Annotated in this window: 14 protein-coding genes; all 14 read right to left on the bottom strand. The window is 63.1% G+C overall.

All coding sequences use genetic code 11. From position 1 onward, the window contains the following. Positions 1-3 precede the first annotated feature (3 nt). Positions 4-504 carry an NADH-quinone oxidoreductase subunit J gene (gene nuoJ, locus NP552_RS11120; RefSeq protein ID WP_043860871.1) on the bottom strand — a complete coding sequence of 167 codons (501 nt, stop codon included), beginning with the start codon at positions 502-504 and terminating at the stop codon, positions 4-6. A gap of 9 nt (positions 505-513) precedes the next feature. Then, complete coding sequence (gene nuoI / locus NP552_RS11125; RefSeq protein ID WP_009400993.1) at positions 514-1,062, bottom strand: NADH-quinone oxidoreductase subunit NuoI; 549 nt, start codon at positions 1,060-1,062, stop codon at positions 514-516. Positions 1,063-1,073: 11 nt separating this feature from the next. After that, the gene (gene nuoH / locus NP552_RS11130) at positions 1,074-2,081 is read right to left on the bottom strand and encodes an NADH-quinone oxidoreductase subunit NuoH (RefSeq protein ID WP_054915105.1); all 1,008 of its coding nucleotides are present in this window, start codon (positions 2,079-2,081) and stop codon (positions 1,074-1,076) included. Next, positions 2,078-4,792, bottom strand: coding sequence for an NADH-quinone oxidoreductase subunit NuoG (gene nuoG / locus NP552_RS11135; protein ID WP_043860869.1), 2,715 nt, complete (start codon positions 4,790-4,792; stop codon positions 2,078-2,080). The genes nuoH and nuoG overlap by 4 nt, the downstream gene beginning before the upstream one ends. 128 nt (positions 4,793-4,920) lie before the next feature. Continuing rightward, positions 4,921-6,276: an NADH-quinone oxidoreductase subunit NuoF gene (gene nuoF, locus NP552_RS11140; protein WP_043860868.1), complete on the bottom strand. Its 1,356-nt coding sequence runs from the start codon at positions 6,274-6,276 to the stop codon at positions 4,921-4,923. Next, complete coding sequence (gene nuoE / locus NP552_RS11145) at positions 6,273-6,770, bottom strand: NADH-quinone oxidoreductase subunit NuoE (protein ID WP_043860867.1); 498 nt, start codon at positions 6,768-6,770, stop codon at positions 6,273-6,275. Before nuoE ends, nuoF begins: the two co-directional genes overlap by 4 nt. Before the next feature lie 2 nt (positions 6,771-6,772). Next, the gene (gene nuoC, locus NP552_RS11150; protein WP_043860866.1) at positions 6,773-8,554 is read right to left on the bottom strand and encodes an NADH-quinone oxidoreductase subunit C/D; all 1,782 of its coding nucleotides are present in this window, start codon (positions 8,552-8,554) and stop codon (positions 6,773-6,775) included. Positions 8,555-8,631: 77 nt separating this feature from the next. Beyond that, positions 8,632-9,309 (bottom strand): NADH-quinone oxidoreductase subunit B, encoded by a 678-nt coding sequence (locus tag NP552_RS11155; RefSeq protein ID WP_043860865.1) that lies wholly within the window; start codon positions 9,307-9,309, stop codon positions 8,632-8,634. Between the two features lie 10 nt (positions 9,310-9,319). Continuing rightward, complete coding sequence (locus NP552_RS11160; protein ID WP_010220397.1) at positions 9,320-9,733, bottom strand: NADH-quinone oxidoreductase subunit A; 414 nt, start codon at positions 9,731-9,733, stop codon at positions 9,320-9,322. A 627-nt stretch (positions 9,734-10,360) separates the two neighbouring features. Continuing rightward, positions 10,361-11,686 carry an isocitrate lyase gene (aceA, locus tag NP552_RS11165; protein ID WP_043860864.1) on the bottom strand — a complete coding sequence of 442 codons (1,326 nt, stop codon included), beginning with the start codon at positions 11,684-11,686 and terminating at the stop codon, positions 10,361-10,363. A 523-nt stretch (positions 11,687-12,209) separates the two neighbouring features. Continuing rightward, positions 12,210-12,944: a secretin N-terminal domain-containing protein gene (locus NP552_RS11170; protein WP_231390883.1), complete on the bottom strand. Its 735-nt coding sequence runs from the start codon at positions 12,942-12,944 to the stop codon at positions 12,210-12,212. 125 nt (positions 12,945-13,069) lie between these two features. Beyond that, on the bottom strand, positions 13,070-13,495 hold the full coding sequence (locus NP552_RS11175) for a GNAT family N-acetyltransferase (RefSeq protein ID WP_043860862.1): 426 nt from the start codon (positions 13,493-13,495) through the stop codon (positions 13,070-13,072). After that, on the bottom strand, positions 13,488-14,654 hold the full coding sequence (locus NP552_RS11180; protein WP_043860861.1) for a ribosomal protein uL16 3-hydroxylase: 1,167 nt from the start codon (positions 14,652-14,654) through the stop codon (positions 13,488-13,490). Before NP552_RS11180 ends, NP552_RS11175 begins: the two co-directional genes overlap by 8 nt. Before the next feature lie 80 nt (positions 14,655-14,734). Then, positions 14,735-16,105 carry an adenylosuccinate lyase gene (gene purB / locus NP552_RS11185; protein ID WP_043860860.1) on the bottom strand — a complete coding sequence of 457 codons (1,371 nt, stop codon included), beginning with the start codon at positions 16,103-16,105 and terminating at the stop codon, positions 14,735-14,737. Positions 16,106-16,235 lie beyond the last annotated feature (130 nt).

A 16,235-nucleotide genomic window follows, 5' to 3' on the forward strand; every position in this document is an offset into this window, starting at 1 on the left:
GATTTACTCCTTCGCCTCGTTGCGGCCGAGGTGGAACGCCGTCACTGCTGCAGCCAGCAGCAGCATCGAGGCCAGTTCCACCACCAGCAGGTAAGGGCCGAACAGGCTGATGCCCACGGCCTTGGCGTCAACGGTGGTATGACCGATGGCGGCGCCGCTCGGCTGCACGAACAGCACGTACAGCAGTTCGGCCAGCAGCAGGACGGCGAGGAACACCGGCCCGCCCCAGATGCCGGGCTTGAGCCAGCCGCGCTCCTGGGCGACCGAGGCCGGCCCCAGGTTGAGCATCATCACCACGAACACGAACAGCACCATGATGGCGCCAGCGTAGGCGATCACTTCGAGCACGCCGGCAAACGGCGCGCCGAGGGCGAAGAAGGTCATCGCCACGGAGATCAGCGAAATGATCAGGTAGAGCAGGGCATGCACCGGGTTGGTGTTGGTGATCACCCGCAGGGTGGACACCACGGCGACACCGGATGCGAAATAGAAAGCGAATTCCATCTTTCTTCCTTAAGGGAGCAAGCTCTTCACGTTGATCGGCTCGGCTTCGTTCTGCGCGGCGCCCTTCGGCTTGCCGGCAACGGCCATACCTGCAACACGGTAGAAGTTGTAATCAGGGTTCTTGCCGGGGCCGGAGATCAGCAGATCTTCTTTCTCGTACACCAGGTCCTGACGTTTGAACTCGGCCATTTCGAAATCCGGGGTGAGCTGGATCGCGGTGGTCGGGCAGGCTTCCTCGCAGAGGCCGCAGAAAATGCAGCGCGAGAAGTTGATGCGGAAGAACTCGGGGTACCAGCGACCGTCTTCGGTCTCGGCCTTCTGCAGCGAGATGCAACCCACCGGGCAGGCCACGGCGCACAGGTTGCAGGCCACGCAGCGCTCCTCGCCGTCGGGGTCGCGGGTCAGCACGATGCGGCCGCGGTAGCGCGGCGGCAGGTAGACCGGCTCTTCGGGGTATTGCAGGGTGTCGCGTTTGCGGAACCCGTGGGAGAACACCATCACCAGGCTGCGCAGCTGGGTGCCAGTGCCCTTAACGATGTCGCCAATATACTTGAACATGGGTCAAATCCTCACTGGGCCGCAACAGCTGGCGTGTTGAGCAACACGAGCGCAGCGGTCACCAGCAAATTGATCAGGGTCAGCGGCAGGCAGAACTTCCAGCTGAAGTCCATCACCTGGTCATAGCGCGGGCGCGGGATGGAGGCGCGCAGCAGGATGAACAGCATGATGAAGAACGCGGTCTTCAGGGCGAACCACACGAACGACAGTTGCGGCAGGATGCCGAACGGCCCGTGCCAGCCACCGAAGAACAGGGTTACCAGCAGCGCCGAGATCAGGATGATGCCGATGTACTCGCCCACGAAGAACATGCCCCATTTCATGCCGGCATATTCGATGTGGTAGCCGTCGGCCAGTTCCTGTTCCGCTTCCGGCTGGTCGAAGGGGTGACGGTGAGTCACGGCCACGCCAGCGATGAAGAAGGTACAGAAGCCGAAGAACTGCGGAATGATGAACCACAGGTTCTGCGCCTGGTATTCGACGATGTCGCGCATGTTGAACGAGCCGACCTGGGCCACGATGCCCATCAGCGCCAGGCCCATGAACACTTCGTACGACACGGTCTGGGCCGAGGCCCGCAGGCTGCCGAGCAGGGCGTACTTGTTGTTCGACGACCAGCCGGCGAACAGGACGGCGTACACCGACAGGCCGGCCATGGCGAAGAAGAACAGCAGGCCGATGTTCAGGTCCGCGACACCCCAGGTCGGGGTGATCGGGATGATCGCGAAGGCGATCAGCAAGGCGCTCATGGCCACCACCGGCGCCAGGGTGAAGATCACCTTGTCGACGAAGGGCGGGTTCCAGTCTTCCTTGAAGAACATCTTCAGCATGTCGGCGGCAATCTGGAACATGCCGAACGGGCCGACGCGGTTAGGACCGTAACGGTCCTGCCACCAGCCCAGCAGGCGACGCTCGACGAAGCTGAGCAGCGCACCGCAGACCACCACCGCCAGCAACACCACGATGGCCTTGATGACAGTGAGGATCACATCGATCACTTCAGGGGTGAACCAGGTCATTGTGCTGCCTCCTGCAAGCCTTCGACGGATGCACCGAAGATGGCAGGCGGGATGCCGGCCAGGCCTTTGGGCAATGCAACCAGGCCTGCGCCCAGTTCCTCATTGATGCGCAGCGGCAGACGCAGGGTCTGGCCGGCCACGTTCAGGCTCAGCAGTGCGCCGTCGTTGACGCCCAGGCGGTCGGCTTCGGACTTGGCCAGTGCCACGTAGGCCTGCGGGATGCGCTCCTGCACCGGGGCGGCGCGCGAAGAGTTCTCTTCACTGCCGAACAGGTGGTAGAACGGCACGGCCTGCCAGGTGCCACGGGCCGGCGAGAACGCCGCCGGAACGCTGGCGAACCAGTTCAGCCTGTCGCCCTGGGTCTCGATCAGGCGGGTGCCCGGGTCGCCTGCACGCAGGTGACCACCGACCTCGTCCTGGAACTTGTTCCAGGCCTGCGGCGAGTTCCAGCCCGGCGACCAGGCGAACGGCACCTGCTGGCGCGGTTCGGCGGAGCCCGAGTAGCCTTCCATGGAGAAGGCGAACGCGGTGTCCGGGTCTTGCGGGGTACGTGGCTCGTGCACGCTGATGTTGGCGCGCATGGCGGTACGGCCCGAGTAGCGCAGCGGCTCGCGGGCCAGTTTCATGCCCTTGATGCGGAACGCGGCCGATGGCGCGGCGTTGACGATGCCGGCCAGTTGCGGCACCACGCCAGCCACGGCGTGGGTCACGTGGTCCAGCTGGGTCCAGTCGACCGGCTTGTTGAGCAGGGTGGCACGCAGTGCGTGCATCCAGCGCCAGCCTTCGTGCACCAGGATGCTGCTGTCCAGGTACTGCGGGTCGAACACCTGGAAGAAGCGCTGGGCGCGGCCTTCCTGGCTGACCAGGGTACCGTCGCCCTCGGCGAAGGTGGCGGCCGGCAGCACCAGGTGCGCACGGTCGGTGGTCGGGGTTTTCTGGTGGTCGGCAACGATCACCACCTTGGCCGCGGCCAGGGCAGCGTCGACCTTGGCAGCCGGTACGCGGCTGTACAGGTCGTTTTCCAGCACTACGATGGCATCGGCCTTGCCGGCGATCACGGCGTCCAGCGCCGCATCGATCGACTCGCCACCGAGCATGGCCAGGCCCAGGCTGTTGGCCTCGGGCACCACCAGGCTCAGCGAGCCGTTCTTCTCGCGCAGCTTGAGTGCCTTGGCGATGTTGGCAGCGGCTTCGATCAGAGCCCTGGAGGCCAGCGAAGTACCGGCAACCACCAGTGGGCGGTTGGCCGCGACCAGGGCGTCGGCGATGCGCTTGGCCAGGTCCAGGGCTTCGGCGTCCAGGCCTTCGACGGCTGGGGCGCTCGGGTCGATGGCGTGGGCCACGGCGAAACCGATGCGGGCCAGGTCGTCCGGCGCGGCGTGCACGCACTCCTGCGCCACGTCGTCGAGCTTGGTCTCGCTCAGGCTGGCAATGAACAGCGGGTACATGGCGTGCTGGCCGATGTTCTTCACCGCGGCATCGAGCCATGGCTGAACGCGCATGGCATCGGCCATCGCCTCGGCCTTGCCCTTGACCGACTGACGCAGGGCCAGGGCCACGCGGGCAGCGGTCTGGGTCAGGTCTTCGCCAAGCACGAACACCGCGTCATGGTCTTCCATGTCGCGCAGGGTCGGCACCGGCAGCGGGCTGTCGTTGAGCACCTGCAAAGCCAGGCGCACGCGCTCCAGCTCACCGGCTTCCATGCCTGCATAGAAATGTTCGGCACCCACCAGCTCGCGCAGGCCGTAGTTGCTCTCCAGGCTTGCACGGGGCGAACCGATACCCACGATGTTGCGCCCGCGCAGCATGTCGGCGGCCTTGTCCAGCGCGGCGTCCAGGCCCAGTTTCTGGCCGTCCTGGAGCAGTGGCTGGCGTGGGCGGTCGGTACGGTTGACGTAGCCGTAGCCGAAGCGGCCACGGTCGCACAGGAAGTACTGGTTCACCGAGCCGTTGAAACGGTTCTCGATGCGGCGCAGTTCACCGTAGCGCTCGCCCGGGCTGATGTTGCAGCCGCTGGAGCAGCCATGGCAGATGCTCGGGGCGAACTGCATGTCCCACTTGCGGTTGTAGCGCTCGGAGTGGGTCTTGTCGGTGAACACACCGGTCGGGCAGACCTCGGTCAGGTTGCCGGAGAACTCGCTCTCCAGGGCACCGTCCTCGACACGGCCGAAATACACGTTGTCGTGCGCACCGAACACGCCCAGGTCGGTACCGCCGGCGTAGTCCTTGTAGTAGCGCACGCAGCGGTAGCAGGCGATGCAGCGGTTCATCTCGTGGGAGATGAACGGGCCGAGCTCCTGGTTCTGGTGGGTACGCTTGGTGAAACGGTAGCGGCGCTCGTTGTGGCCGGTCATCACCGTCATGTCTTGCAGGTGGCAGTGACCGCCTTCCTCGCACACCGGGCAGTCGTGCGGGTGGTTGGTCATCAGCCATTCGACGACGCTGGCGCGGAACACGCGGGCTTCTTCGTCTTCGATGGAAATCCAGCTGCCATCGGTGGCAGGGGTCATGCAGGACATGACGATGCGACCACGGGTGTCGTTCTCGTCGGTGTACTGCTTGACCGCACACTGGCGGCAGGCACCGACGCTACCGAGCGCCGGGTGCCAGCAGAAATAGGGGATGTCGAGGCCTAGCGACAGACACGCCTGTAACAGGTTGTCTGCACCGTTGACTTCGAGCTCTTTGCCGTCTACGTGGATAGTGGCCATGGTTCAAAGTTCTTCGTTGGCCCGCGTCTGCGGGCGTGGCTAATGGAAAGCTGTATGCCTGCGGTTCGCCGTCATCCGGGCGAGCATCGCGGGCAACGGGCGGCACGGACCGCCCGTCTTCTTGTTCGTTATGCGCCAACCACAACGGGTTTGGCCAAGTCCGGGCGCGGTGCAGCAGTGGCTGCGATGCCGGCTTCGAACTCGGGGCGGAAGTATTTGATGGCACTGCCCAGCGGCTCGACCGCACCGGGTGCGTGAGCGCAGAAGGTCTTGCCTGGGCCGAGGAAACCGACCAGCCCCAGCAGCGTCTCGATGTCGCCTGGCTGACCCTGGCCTTTCTCGATGGCGCGCAGCAGCTTGACGCTCCACGGCAGGCCGTCGCGGCACGGGGTGCAGAAGCCGCACGATTCGCGGGCAAAGAACTCTTCCATGTTGCGCAGCAGCGAGACCATGTTGACGCTGTCGTCAACGGCCATGGCCAGGCCCGTACCCATCCGGGTACCGACCTTGGCGATGCCGCCGGCGTACATCTGGGCGTCGAGGTGCTCGGGCAGCAAAAAGCCGGTACCGGCGCCGCCTGGCTGCCAGCACTTGAGCTTGAAGCCGTCGCGCATGCCGCCGGCGTAGTCTTCGAACAGCTCGCGGGCGGTGACGCCGAAGGGCAGTTCCCACAGGCCAGGGTTCTTCACCTTGCCGGAGAAGCCCATCAGCTTGGTGCCGTGGTCTTCGCTGCCTTCGCGGGCCAGCGACTTGTACCAGTCGATGCCGTTGCCGACGATGGCCGGCACGTTGCACAGGGTCTCGACGTTGTTCACGCAGGTCGGCTTGCCCCACACGCCCACGGCGGCAGGGAAGGGCGGCTTGGAGCGCGGGTTGGCGCGGCGGCCTTCGAGGGAGTTGATCAGTGCGGTTTCTTCACCACAGATGTAACGCCCGGCGCCGGTGTGCACGAACAGTTCGAAATCGAAACCGCTGCCCAGGATGTTCTTGCCCAGCAGGCCGGCAGCCTTGGCTTCCTCGACCGCACGGGTGAGGTTGCGCGCGGCGGTGGTGTATTCGCCACGCAGGAAGATGTAGCCGCGGTAGGCCTTGAGCGCGCGGGCACTGATCAGCATGCCTTCGATCAGCAGATGGGGCTGTTGCTCCATCAGCATGCGGTCCTTCCAGGTGTTGGGCTCCATTTCGTCCGCGTTGCACAGCAGGTAGCGGATGTTCATGGATTCGTCTTTGGGCATCAGGCCCCATTTGACGCCCGTCGGGAAGCCCGCACCGCCACGGCCCTTGAGGCCGGAGTCCTTGACGGTCTGCACGATGTCGTCCTGCGACATCTGCGCCAGTGCCTTGCGGGCAGCGGTGTAGCCGTCCTTGGCCTGGTACTCGTCGAGCCACAGTGGCTCGCCGTCGTCGCGCAGGCGCCAGGTCAGCGGATGGGTTTCGGCGGCGCGCGCGATGCGGTTGGCCGGGCCGAAGGAAGTGATGGTCATACGTAACCCTCCAGCAGTTTGGAAACGCCGGCAGGTTGCACGTCGCCAAAGGTGTCGTCGTCGATCATCAGGGCCGGGGCCTTGTCGCAGTTGCCCAGGCAGCATACCGGCAGCAGGGTGAAACGCCCGTCTGCGGTGGTCTGGCCCAGGCCGATGCCCAGCTCGCTCTGGATCTGGCTGACCACCGACTCGTGGCCGCCGATGTAGCAGACCATGCTGTCGCACACACGGATGATGTGGCGGCCGACCGGCTGGCGGAAGATCTGGCTGTAGAAGGTGGCCACGCCTTCGACGTCGCTGGCAGGGATGCCCAGCACTTCGCCGATGGCGTACACGGCGCCGTCCGGCACCCAGCCGCGTTCCTTCTGAACGATCTTCAGGGCTTCGATGGACGCCGCGCGCGGGTCCTCGTAGTGGTGCATCTCGTGCTCGATGGCCGAGCGCTCGGTTTCGCTCAGGGCGAAACGGTCGGTTTGGATAAGCGTGTTATTCATGCTTAGCGGTCCACGTCAGCCATAACGAAGTCGATACTGCCCAGGTACGCAATCAGGTCCGCGACCATGCTGCCGCGGATCACCGAAGGGATCTGCTGCAGGTGCGGGTAGCTCGGAGTGCGGATCCGGGTGCGGTAGCTCATGGTGCCGCCGTCGCTCGTCAGGTAGTAACTGTTGATGCCCTTGGTCGCTTCGATCATCTGGAAGGACTCGTTGGCCGGCATGACCGGGCCCCACGAAACCTGCAGGAAGTGCGTGATCAGGGTCTCGATGTGCTGCAGGGTGCGCTCTTTTGGCGGCGGCGTGGTCAGCGGGTGATCCGCCTTGTACGGGCCTTCCGGCATGTTGCGCATGCACTGGTCGATGATCTTGATGCTCTGGCGCATTTCTTCCACGCGCACCATGCAGCGGTCATAGGCATCGCCATTGCTGGCCAGCGGCACTTCGAACTCGAAGTTCTCGTAGCCCGAGTACGGGCGTGCCTTGCGCAGGTCGAAGTCGCAACCGGTCGAACGCAGGCCGGCACCGGTGACGCCCCATTCCAGGGCTTCCTTGGTGTTGTAGGCAGCCACGCCGATGGTACGGCCCTTGAGGATGCTGTTCTGCAGGGCGGCCTTGGTGTACTCGTCGAGGCGCTTGGGCAGCCAGTCGACGAAGTCCTTGACCAGTTTTTCCCAGCCGCGCGGCAGGTCGTGGGCCACGCCACCGATACGGTACCAGGCCGGGTGCAGACGGAAACCGGTGATGGCTTCGATCACGGTGTAGGCGCGCTGACGGTCGGTGAAGGTGAAGAACACCGGGGTCATGGCGCCGACGTCCTGGATGTAGGTACCCAGGAACAGCAGGTGGCTGGTGATGCGGAAGAACTCGGCCATCATGATGCGGATGGTGTCGACCTTCTGCGGCACCTTGATGCCGGCCAGCTTCTCGACCGCGAGCACGTAGGGCAGGTTGTTCATCACCCCGCCCAGGTAGTCGATGCGGTCGGTGTAGGGGATGAAGCTGTGCCAGGACTGGCGCTCGGCCATCTTCTCGGCACCACGGTGGTGGTAGCCGATGTCCGGGACGCAGTCGACGATCTCTTCACCGTCCAGCTGCAGCACGATACGGAACGCACCGTGAGCCGAAGGGTGGTTGGGGCCAAGGTTGAGGAACATGTAGTCCTCGTTGGCACCGGAACGTTTCATGCCCCAGGCTTCGGGGTTGAAGCGTGCGGCTTCTTCCTCGAGCTGCTGCTTGGCCAGGTTCAGGCTGTAGGGGTCGAACTCGGTGGCGCGCGCCGGGAAGTCCTTGCGCAGCGGATGGCCTTCCCAGGTGGGCGGCATCATGATGCGGGTCAGGTGCGGGTGGCCGGCAAAGTCGATGCCGAACATGTCCCAGACTTCGCGCTCGTACCAGTTGGCGTTGGGCCAGATACCGGTGACGGTGGGCAGGTTCAGGTCACCTTCGTTCAGTGCCACCTTGATCATCACGTCGCTGTTACGCTCGACGGACAGCAGGTGGTAGAACACGGTGAAGTCGGCGCCCGGCAGGCCGCGACGCTGGGTGCGCAGGCGCTCGTCCACGCCGTGCAGGTCGTACAGCATGCTGTACGGCTTGGCCACGTTGCGCAGGAAGGTCAGCACTTCGATCAGCTTGGCGCGGGCAACCCAAAGCACCGGCATGCCGGTGCGGGTGTCCTGGGCGGTGAACGCCTCGGGGCCAAAACGATTGTTCAATTCGACGACCACATCCTGGTCGTCAGCCTTGTAAGGCGGGATGTAAATAGCGGTGTCCGCTGTCATGGTCTCGATCGCTTTCGGTCAACGTAGAGAATGAAGCCAGGCCGCCTGCTCGAATGAACAGGCGGCAGGTCGCTGGATCAGACTTCGTCGGGGCTGCGCAGGTGGGTAACCTGGATACGCTGTTCACGACGCTGCTCTTTCTGCGACGGCATCTCGGCGCGGTACACGCCTTGATCGCCGACGACCCACGAAAGAGGGCGCCGCTCCTTGCCGATCGATTCCTGCAGCAGCATCAGGCCTTGCAGGAACGCTTCGGGGCGAGGCGGGCAGCCAGGCACGTAGACATCCACGGGGAGGAACTTGTCGACCCCCTGAACGACCGAGTAGATGTCGTACATGCCACCGGAGTTGGCGCACGAACCCATGGAGATGACCCACTTGGGTTCGAGCATCTGCTCGTACAGGCGCTGGATGATCGGCGCCATCTTGATGAAGCAGGTGCCGGCGATGACCATGAAGTCGGCCTGACGCGGCGATGCCCGGATGACCTCGGCGCCGAAGCGGGCGATGTCGTGGGGCGCCGTGAAGGCCGTGGTCATTTCCACGTAGCAGCAGGAGAGGCCGAAGTTGTACGGCCACAGGGAATTCTTGCGCCCCCAGTTGACGGCTCCACTGAGTACATCTTCGAGCTTGCCCATGAAGATGTTCTTGTGGACCTGGTCCTCTAGCAGCGAATCGGAGACGGTTTCCCGTTCACCGATTGGATACTGCTCGTTGGGCGCATCGGGGTCGATCCTGGTGAGATTGTATTGCATTGCCAAAGCCTCATTGTTTCAGCTTCGCTTGCCGCTTGCGACGACCTTCGGGAGCCCAATCGAGGGCCCCGACGCGCCATAGGTAGACAAGACCTGCCAACAGAATTGCTATGAAAACGAGTGCTTCGACGAATCCGGTCCAGCCGCTTTCGCGGACGGACACAGACCATGCAAAGAGAAAGAGGGCTTCGATATCGAAGATCACGAACAGCATCGCGACCAGATAGAATTTGGCGGAAAGACGCAGGCGGGCACCGCCTGTTGGCAGCATGCCGGACTCGAACGGTTCGTTCTTGCTGCGGCCCCAGGCCTTGCTGCCCAGCAGGGCGGACAGGCCGAGCATGAAGGCACACAGGCCGACGACACCCAAAAGGAAGATGGCAAAGCCCCAGTTGTGGGCGATGAGTCCTGTCGAATCGGGCATGCTGAAAATCCTTAACAGAGCGCTTGGTCTCTGAGCTTGAAAAGAAGTAGAGCAGTGACGATATGTCGCAGCGAAATCTATCGCGCTGATTTTATGGGTAAACCCGTAGCAAGTAAAATTTCTGCAGCAAATTTATTCGTAGCATTAAGAACAAAAATCTTTCGTAACTCGCTGCAGGCCACGTATTCCGTGGATTGCGCGTGCTTTTGTTAATTATGTTTCTTGTATGGCGTAACGAAATGCAAGTTTCGAAATGATAATTAATATCATTTGAAGAGCTCCTGTTATTCCTACCTCCTGCGTCAACTAAAAGTTGTTGTTCAAGGGTGTGGCCGGCAAGTTTGTGCGCCCCTGTTTCGGGCAGTGTCTGCGTGCTGGCGCTGGGCTCTGGCTCAGGGTTGTGCGCGGGGGTGGCGCGTCGGTATCTGCGCTGCCACGGCCGTCCGCTGACGCCGGTGTGCACTAGCATAGCCAATCGGGGGTAATAAGGAAGCCTTGTGCCGGGCGGCTGGCCTTTTCGCCGGCAAGGCTGGCGCCTGCGCGGGGTATGAATGGCACAAGACCCGGAGCCCCATCACAGGCCCCGGGTCTTGCGTGTTACCCGAATGTCACCAATCGATCAGCCGATCAGTGGAACTGCTCTTCTTCGGTCGAGCCGGTCAGGGCGGTAACCGAAGACTTGCCACCCTGGATCACGGTGGTCATGTCGTCGAAGTAGCCAGTGCCCACTTCCTGCTGGTGCGCCACGAAGGTGTAGCCTTTGGACGCGTCGGCGAATTCCTGCTCCTGCAGCTTCACGTAGGCAGTCATGTCGTTGCGGGCGTAGTCGTGCGCCAGGTTGAACATGCCGTGCCACATGTTGTGGATGCCAGCCAGGGTGATGAACTGGTGCTTGTAGCCCATGGCCGACAGCTCGCGCTGGAACTTGGCGATGGTCGCGTCGTCCAGGTTCTTCTTCCAGTTGAAGGAAGGCGAGCAGTTGTAGGACAGGATCTGGTCCGGGTATTCCTTCTTGATGGCTTCGGCAAAGCGGCGTGCTTCGTCCAGGTCCGGCTTGGCGGTTTCGCACCAGATCAGGTCGGCATACGGTGCGTAGGCCAGGCCGCGGGCAATCGCCTGGTCCAGACCGGCACGTACCTTGTAGAAACCTTCCTGGGTGCGCTCACCCACCACGAATGGCTGGTCGTACGGGTCGCAGTCGCTGGTCAGCAGGTCGGCGGCGTTGGCGTCGGTACGGGCCAGGATGATGGTCGGTACACCGGCAACGTCGGCCGCCAGGCGGGCAGCGCTGAGCTTCTGTACGGCTTCCTGGGTCGGAACCAGTACCTTGCCGCCCATGTGGCCGCATTTTTTAACCGAGGCCAGCTGGTCTTCGAAGTGAACGCCGGCGGCGCCTGCCTCGATCATGTTCTTCATCAGCTCGTAGGCGTTGAGTACACCGCCGAAACCGGCTTCAGCGTCAGCCACGATCGGTGCGAAGTAGTCGATGTAGCCGTCGTCGCCCGGGTTCTTGCCGGCTTTCCACTGGATCTGGTCGGCGCGACGGAACGAGTTGTTGATGCGCTTGACCACGGTTGGCACGGAGTCCACCGGGTACAGCGACTGGTCGGGGTACATGGACTCGGCCGAGTTGTTGTCGGCAGCCACTTGCCAGCCGGACAGGTAGATAGCCTGGATACCGGCCTTGACCTGTTGAACAGCCTGGCCGCCGGTCAGGGCGCCCATGCAGTTGACGAAATCTTTTTCAGGGCGGAACGAAGGGTGGGCGCCTTTGGTTACCAGGTTCCACAGCTTCTCGGCACCCATGCGGGCCAGGGTGTGCTCAGGTTGAACCGAGCCACGCAGACGAACGACATCAGCGGCAGAGTAGGTACGGGTCACGCCTTTCCAGCGTGGGTTCTCGGCCCAATCTTTTTCGAGGGCTGCAATTTGCTGTTCGCGTGTCAGTGCCATGAAAGTAAACCTCGTCGCATAGGTCGGTAAAAAATGTTCGCTCTGTCGGCTGCGCTGTGCGTACAGGGGCAGCTCCGATTGCTCGCTGGTCAGAAGCACTGGCAGCCAGTGGTGTGGGCGAAATGGCGACGTTGAACGATGGGGCTCGAAGGGGGGAAGTGAGCAGGTCCTTGGCGTGGCTGTCGGGCAGGTTGGCTCGTGGTTGCCGTGCTGCGTCGATCAGGGTGTGCCGTCTACCGTTTGATGCGCTTCCGTCCCTCGGGACAACTTCGTTCCAGTCGCAATCTCGTCAAACCGCCTTGTGGGCTGTACAGACACGAATCGGCTCAGGTCGGGTAGGTCAGAGCGCAACTCGAAGGCCCTTGCCAGGGCCTCTGATTAGCGGGAGCGGGGCCATCATGCCTCTGCGATTCGGGGGCGTCAAATGTTTTGTAGTGCTTTTTTTCATCCACTACATCTTTGGTCTAATACGACTCGTCAGTCAGTTTCGAGGCCTTTGGTCGAGGCCTTGAACGACGCGGGGTCAGTCCAGTGCCTCGACTTTTACCCGCAAAGTCATGTTCTCACCGCGCTGTGTGGAGTAACTGAGGGTCGAAGCGCTGCGATCGGCCTGACTTTGAGCGTTGACACCTGCCAGGCTGATCCACTCGCCAAGCTTGCCGGTGACCTTCGTGTCGGTGCTTTGCACCTTCACTACATCGGGACGTTCCTGGCTCATCCGGTCATTGTTGGTGCTGATGGCAAGGTGCACGGTTTCGCCGGTGACGCTGGCGGTGACGTAGAAACCCTGGGTGACGTTGCGGTACTCGGTGTTGCTCTGAACGCGTCCGTAGCTGTCGGTCTGGGTGCTGGTAATGGGAATGCTCTGGCCAACCTGGATCAGCGCCGGAGTGCCCTCGCTGGCCTGCACCTGTTGCAGCCCACCCTCGCGGTTGGCGGTGCCGTAGCGGATCACGCGGGCGTTGCCGCGGTTGTCCTGGACGTTGCTGTCGGTGTTGTCGACGCTGATCAGCAGGCGCTTGGGGGCGGTGTCCAGTTGTTGCAGCAGGGTGCGAAGTTCGTCGATCTTGCCGGGCTCGGCATTGACGATCAGCTTGTTTTCGAAGGTGCTGACACTGCCGTCCTTGCCGATGAAGGCTTGCGCGGCGGGGAGCAGTTCGGCGCTGGTGCGGTGGTTCAGCGGCAGGACTTCGGTGGCGGCCAGCGCACTGAGGCTGAACGACAGAAGCAGGGTGGCGAGCAGGGGGCGTAGCGGCATGTCCATGGTCTCCGCGGGTGGAGTGGACATGATGGCAAATTTGTAGCGGTTGTGCTGGCCTGTTCGCCGGCAAGGCCGGCTCCCGCGGGTATGGGAGCTGGTCTTGCCGGCGACAGGGTTGGCGCTTACTGCGAGTCGCGCACCATGTCCACGTGCGGCAGGCCGGCCTCGAGGAACTCCTCGCTGACGACCTTGAAGCCCAGGCGCTCGTAGAATGCGGTGGCATGCACTTGTGCGGTGAGCTTCTGCTGGCGCAGATCGCGGTTCTGCGCCTCGGCGATGGCGGCCTGCATCAGTGCGTCACCCACCTTGAGCCCGCGCCAGTCCTTGAGGACCGACACGCGCCCGATCTGGCCATCCTGCAACAGGCGGGCGGTGCCGATGGCGTAGTCACCCTCAAAGGCCAGGAAGTGCACGGCGATGTTGTCGTCGGCATCCCACTCCAGCTCTGGCGGCACGTTCTGCTCGGCAATGAACACCGATTCGCGGATACGGCGGATGTCGGCGTTGTCTTTCTGCCAATCGGCCAGGCGTACTTCGATCTTATTCATTGGCAAATCCCAGGCTTCCTTGCTTGACCAGTTCGCAGATCAGGGTAAGGCCATTTTCGTCGCCAAGCCATGGCGCGAGGTTTTCCACGTGCAGGGCGTCGGCGGCGCAGATCAGCTTGAGCAGGTCGCGCAGTTCGCCCGGCAGCAGGCGGCTCTGGCCGCTGGCGAACAGCAGCACGTTGTCGTCGACTTCCGACCAGGCCAGGCGCGCGCTCGGGTTGCGGATCAGGATCGCACCCTGTTCCAGGCTGTCGATCAGGTCTTCTTCGCTCAGTGCCTCGCCAGCCACCAGTTCCGGGTAGCGTGGTTCGGTCATGAACTGGCCGAACCAGGTCAGCAGCAGGCGCTCGTCGCTCATGTGCTCGGCCAGCAGGCCCTTGAGGCGGTCCAGGGCGTCGCGCTGGATCTGGTGCGGGTCGCTCACTGGCTGGGCGTCGGCGTCGGTGTAGCGCTCTTCGTCAGGCAGGAACTGGCTGAGGAAGTCGGTGAAGTGGGTCAGCACTTCGGCGGCGCTCGGCGCGCGGAAGCCGACCGAATAGGTCAGGCAGTCGTCTTCGGCCACACCGTAGTGGGCCAGGCGCGGTGGCAGGTAGAGCATGTCGCCCGGTTCCAGGGTCCACTCGTCGGTCTGCTCGAAGTCGGCCAGGATACGCAGGTCGGCGTGCTCGATCAGCGGGCTGTCGCTGTCGCACATCTGGCCGATCTTCCAGTTGCGCTTGCCCTGGCCTTGCAGCAGGAACACGTCGTAGTTGTCGAAGTGCGGGCCCACGCTGCCACCCGGGGCGGCGAAGCTGATCATCACGTCGTCGATGCGCCAGCTTGGCAGAAAGCGAAAGCTCTCCAGCAGCTCGCCCACTTCCGGCACGAACTGGTCGACGGCTTGTACCAGCAGGGTCCAGTCGCGCTCAGGCAGGGTGCTGAAGGTGTCGTCGTCGAACGGGCCGCGGCGCAGTTCCCACGGGCGCTCGCCATGTTCGATGACCAGGCGCGATTCGACTTCCTCTTCCAGTGCCAAGCCGGCCAGTTCATCGGCATCGATCGGGCTTTCGAAATCAGGGAAGGCCTGGCGAACCAGCAGGGGCTTCTTCTGCCAGTAGTCGCGCAGGAATTCGCGGGCAGTCAGGCCGCCCAGCAGCTGAAGTGGGGTATCAGGATTCATGTGTAACCTATTGAAAAAAAGTAATTTTCTTTCAGCAATAAAAACGCCCGGCCAAGCCGGGCGTCAAAACGCGGGGGCAATCAGATGCGTTTGGCTTGTGCCGCGGCATTACCGATGTAGTTGGCCGGGGTCAGCTTCTTCAGCTCGGCGCGGGCTTCGGCCGGCATGTCCAGGCCATCGATGAAGGTTAACAGCGCTTCAGGGCTGATACCTTTGCCGCGGGTCAGCTCTTTGAGCTTCTCGTACGGGTTTTCGATGTCGTAGCGGCGCATCACGGTCTGGATCGGCTCGGCCAGGACTTCCCAGCAGGCGTCCAGGTCTTCGGCGATGCGGGCTTCGTTGATTTCCAGCTTGCTGATGCCCTTGAGGCTGGCCTCGTAGGCGATCACGCTGTGGGCGAAACCGACGCCCAGGTTGCGCAGCACGGTGGAGTCGGTCAGGTCGCGCTGCCAGCGCGAGATCGGCAGCTTGCTGGCCAGGTGCTGGAACAGCGCGTTGGCGATGCCCAGGTTGCCTTCGGAGTTCTCGAAGTCGATCGGGTTGACCTTGTGCGGCATGGTCGAGGAACCGATTTCGCCGGCAATGGTGCGCTGCTTGAAGTAGCCCAGCGAGATGTAGCCCCAGATATCGCGATCGAAGTCGATCAGGATGGTGTTGAAGCGGGCGATTGCGTCGAACAGCTCGGCAATGTAGTCGTGCGGTTCGATCTGGGTGGTGTAGGGGTTGAACACCAGGCCCAGCTCGTCTTCGATGAAGGCGCGGGCGTTGGCTTCCCAGTCGATCTGCGGGTAGGCCGACAGGTGGGCGTTGTAGTTGCCCACGGCGCCGTTGATCTTGCCCAGCAGCGGCACGGCGGCAACCTGGGCGATCTGGCGCTCCAGGCGGTACACCACGTTGGCCAGCTCTTTGCCCAGGGTAGTCGGCGAAGCCGGTTGGCCGTGGGTGCGCGACAGCATCGGTACGTCGGCGAAGCGGTGGGCCAGTTCGCGGATCGACTCGGCGATCTGGCGCATCAGCGGCAGCAGCACGCTGTCGCGGCCTTCGCGCAGCATCAGGCCGTGGGACAGGTTGTTGATGTCCTCGCTGGTGCAGGCGAAGTGGATGAACTCGCTGACCTTGGCCAGTTCCGGCAGCTGGGCGGCCTGCTCCTTGAGCAGGTACTCGATGGCCTTGACGTCGTGGTTGGTGGTGCGCTCGATCTCTTTGACGCGCTCGGCGTGCTCGAGGGCGAAGTCGTCGGCCAGGGCGTTGAGCACGGCGTTGGCTTCGGCGGAAAACGCTGGTACTTCAGCGATTTGCGGGTGGGCGGCCAGGCGCTGGAGCCAGCGGACCTCGACCAGGGCGCGGAAACGGATCAGGCCGTATTCGCTGAAGATGGGGCGCAGGGCCTGGGTTTTGCCGGCGTAGCGGCCGTCAACAGGGGAAACCGCAGTGAGCGAGGAAAGCTGCATGGGGTGTTCTCGGACAGTCGGGCAACGAAAAGGGCGCATATCATACATGAAAAACGCGCCCGGGTTTTGAGGGTGACAAAAGGTCTTTCGGGCCTTTTCGCTGGCAAGCCAGCGAAGGCCGCGACGCGGT

The sequence above is a fragment of the Pseudomonas sp. 8209 genome, assembly GCF_028682105.1.
GTDB classification, from domain to species: Bacteria; Pseudomonadota; Gammaproteobacteria; order Pseudomonadales; family Pseudomonadaceae; genus Aquipseudomonas; species Aquipseudomonas palmensis.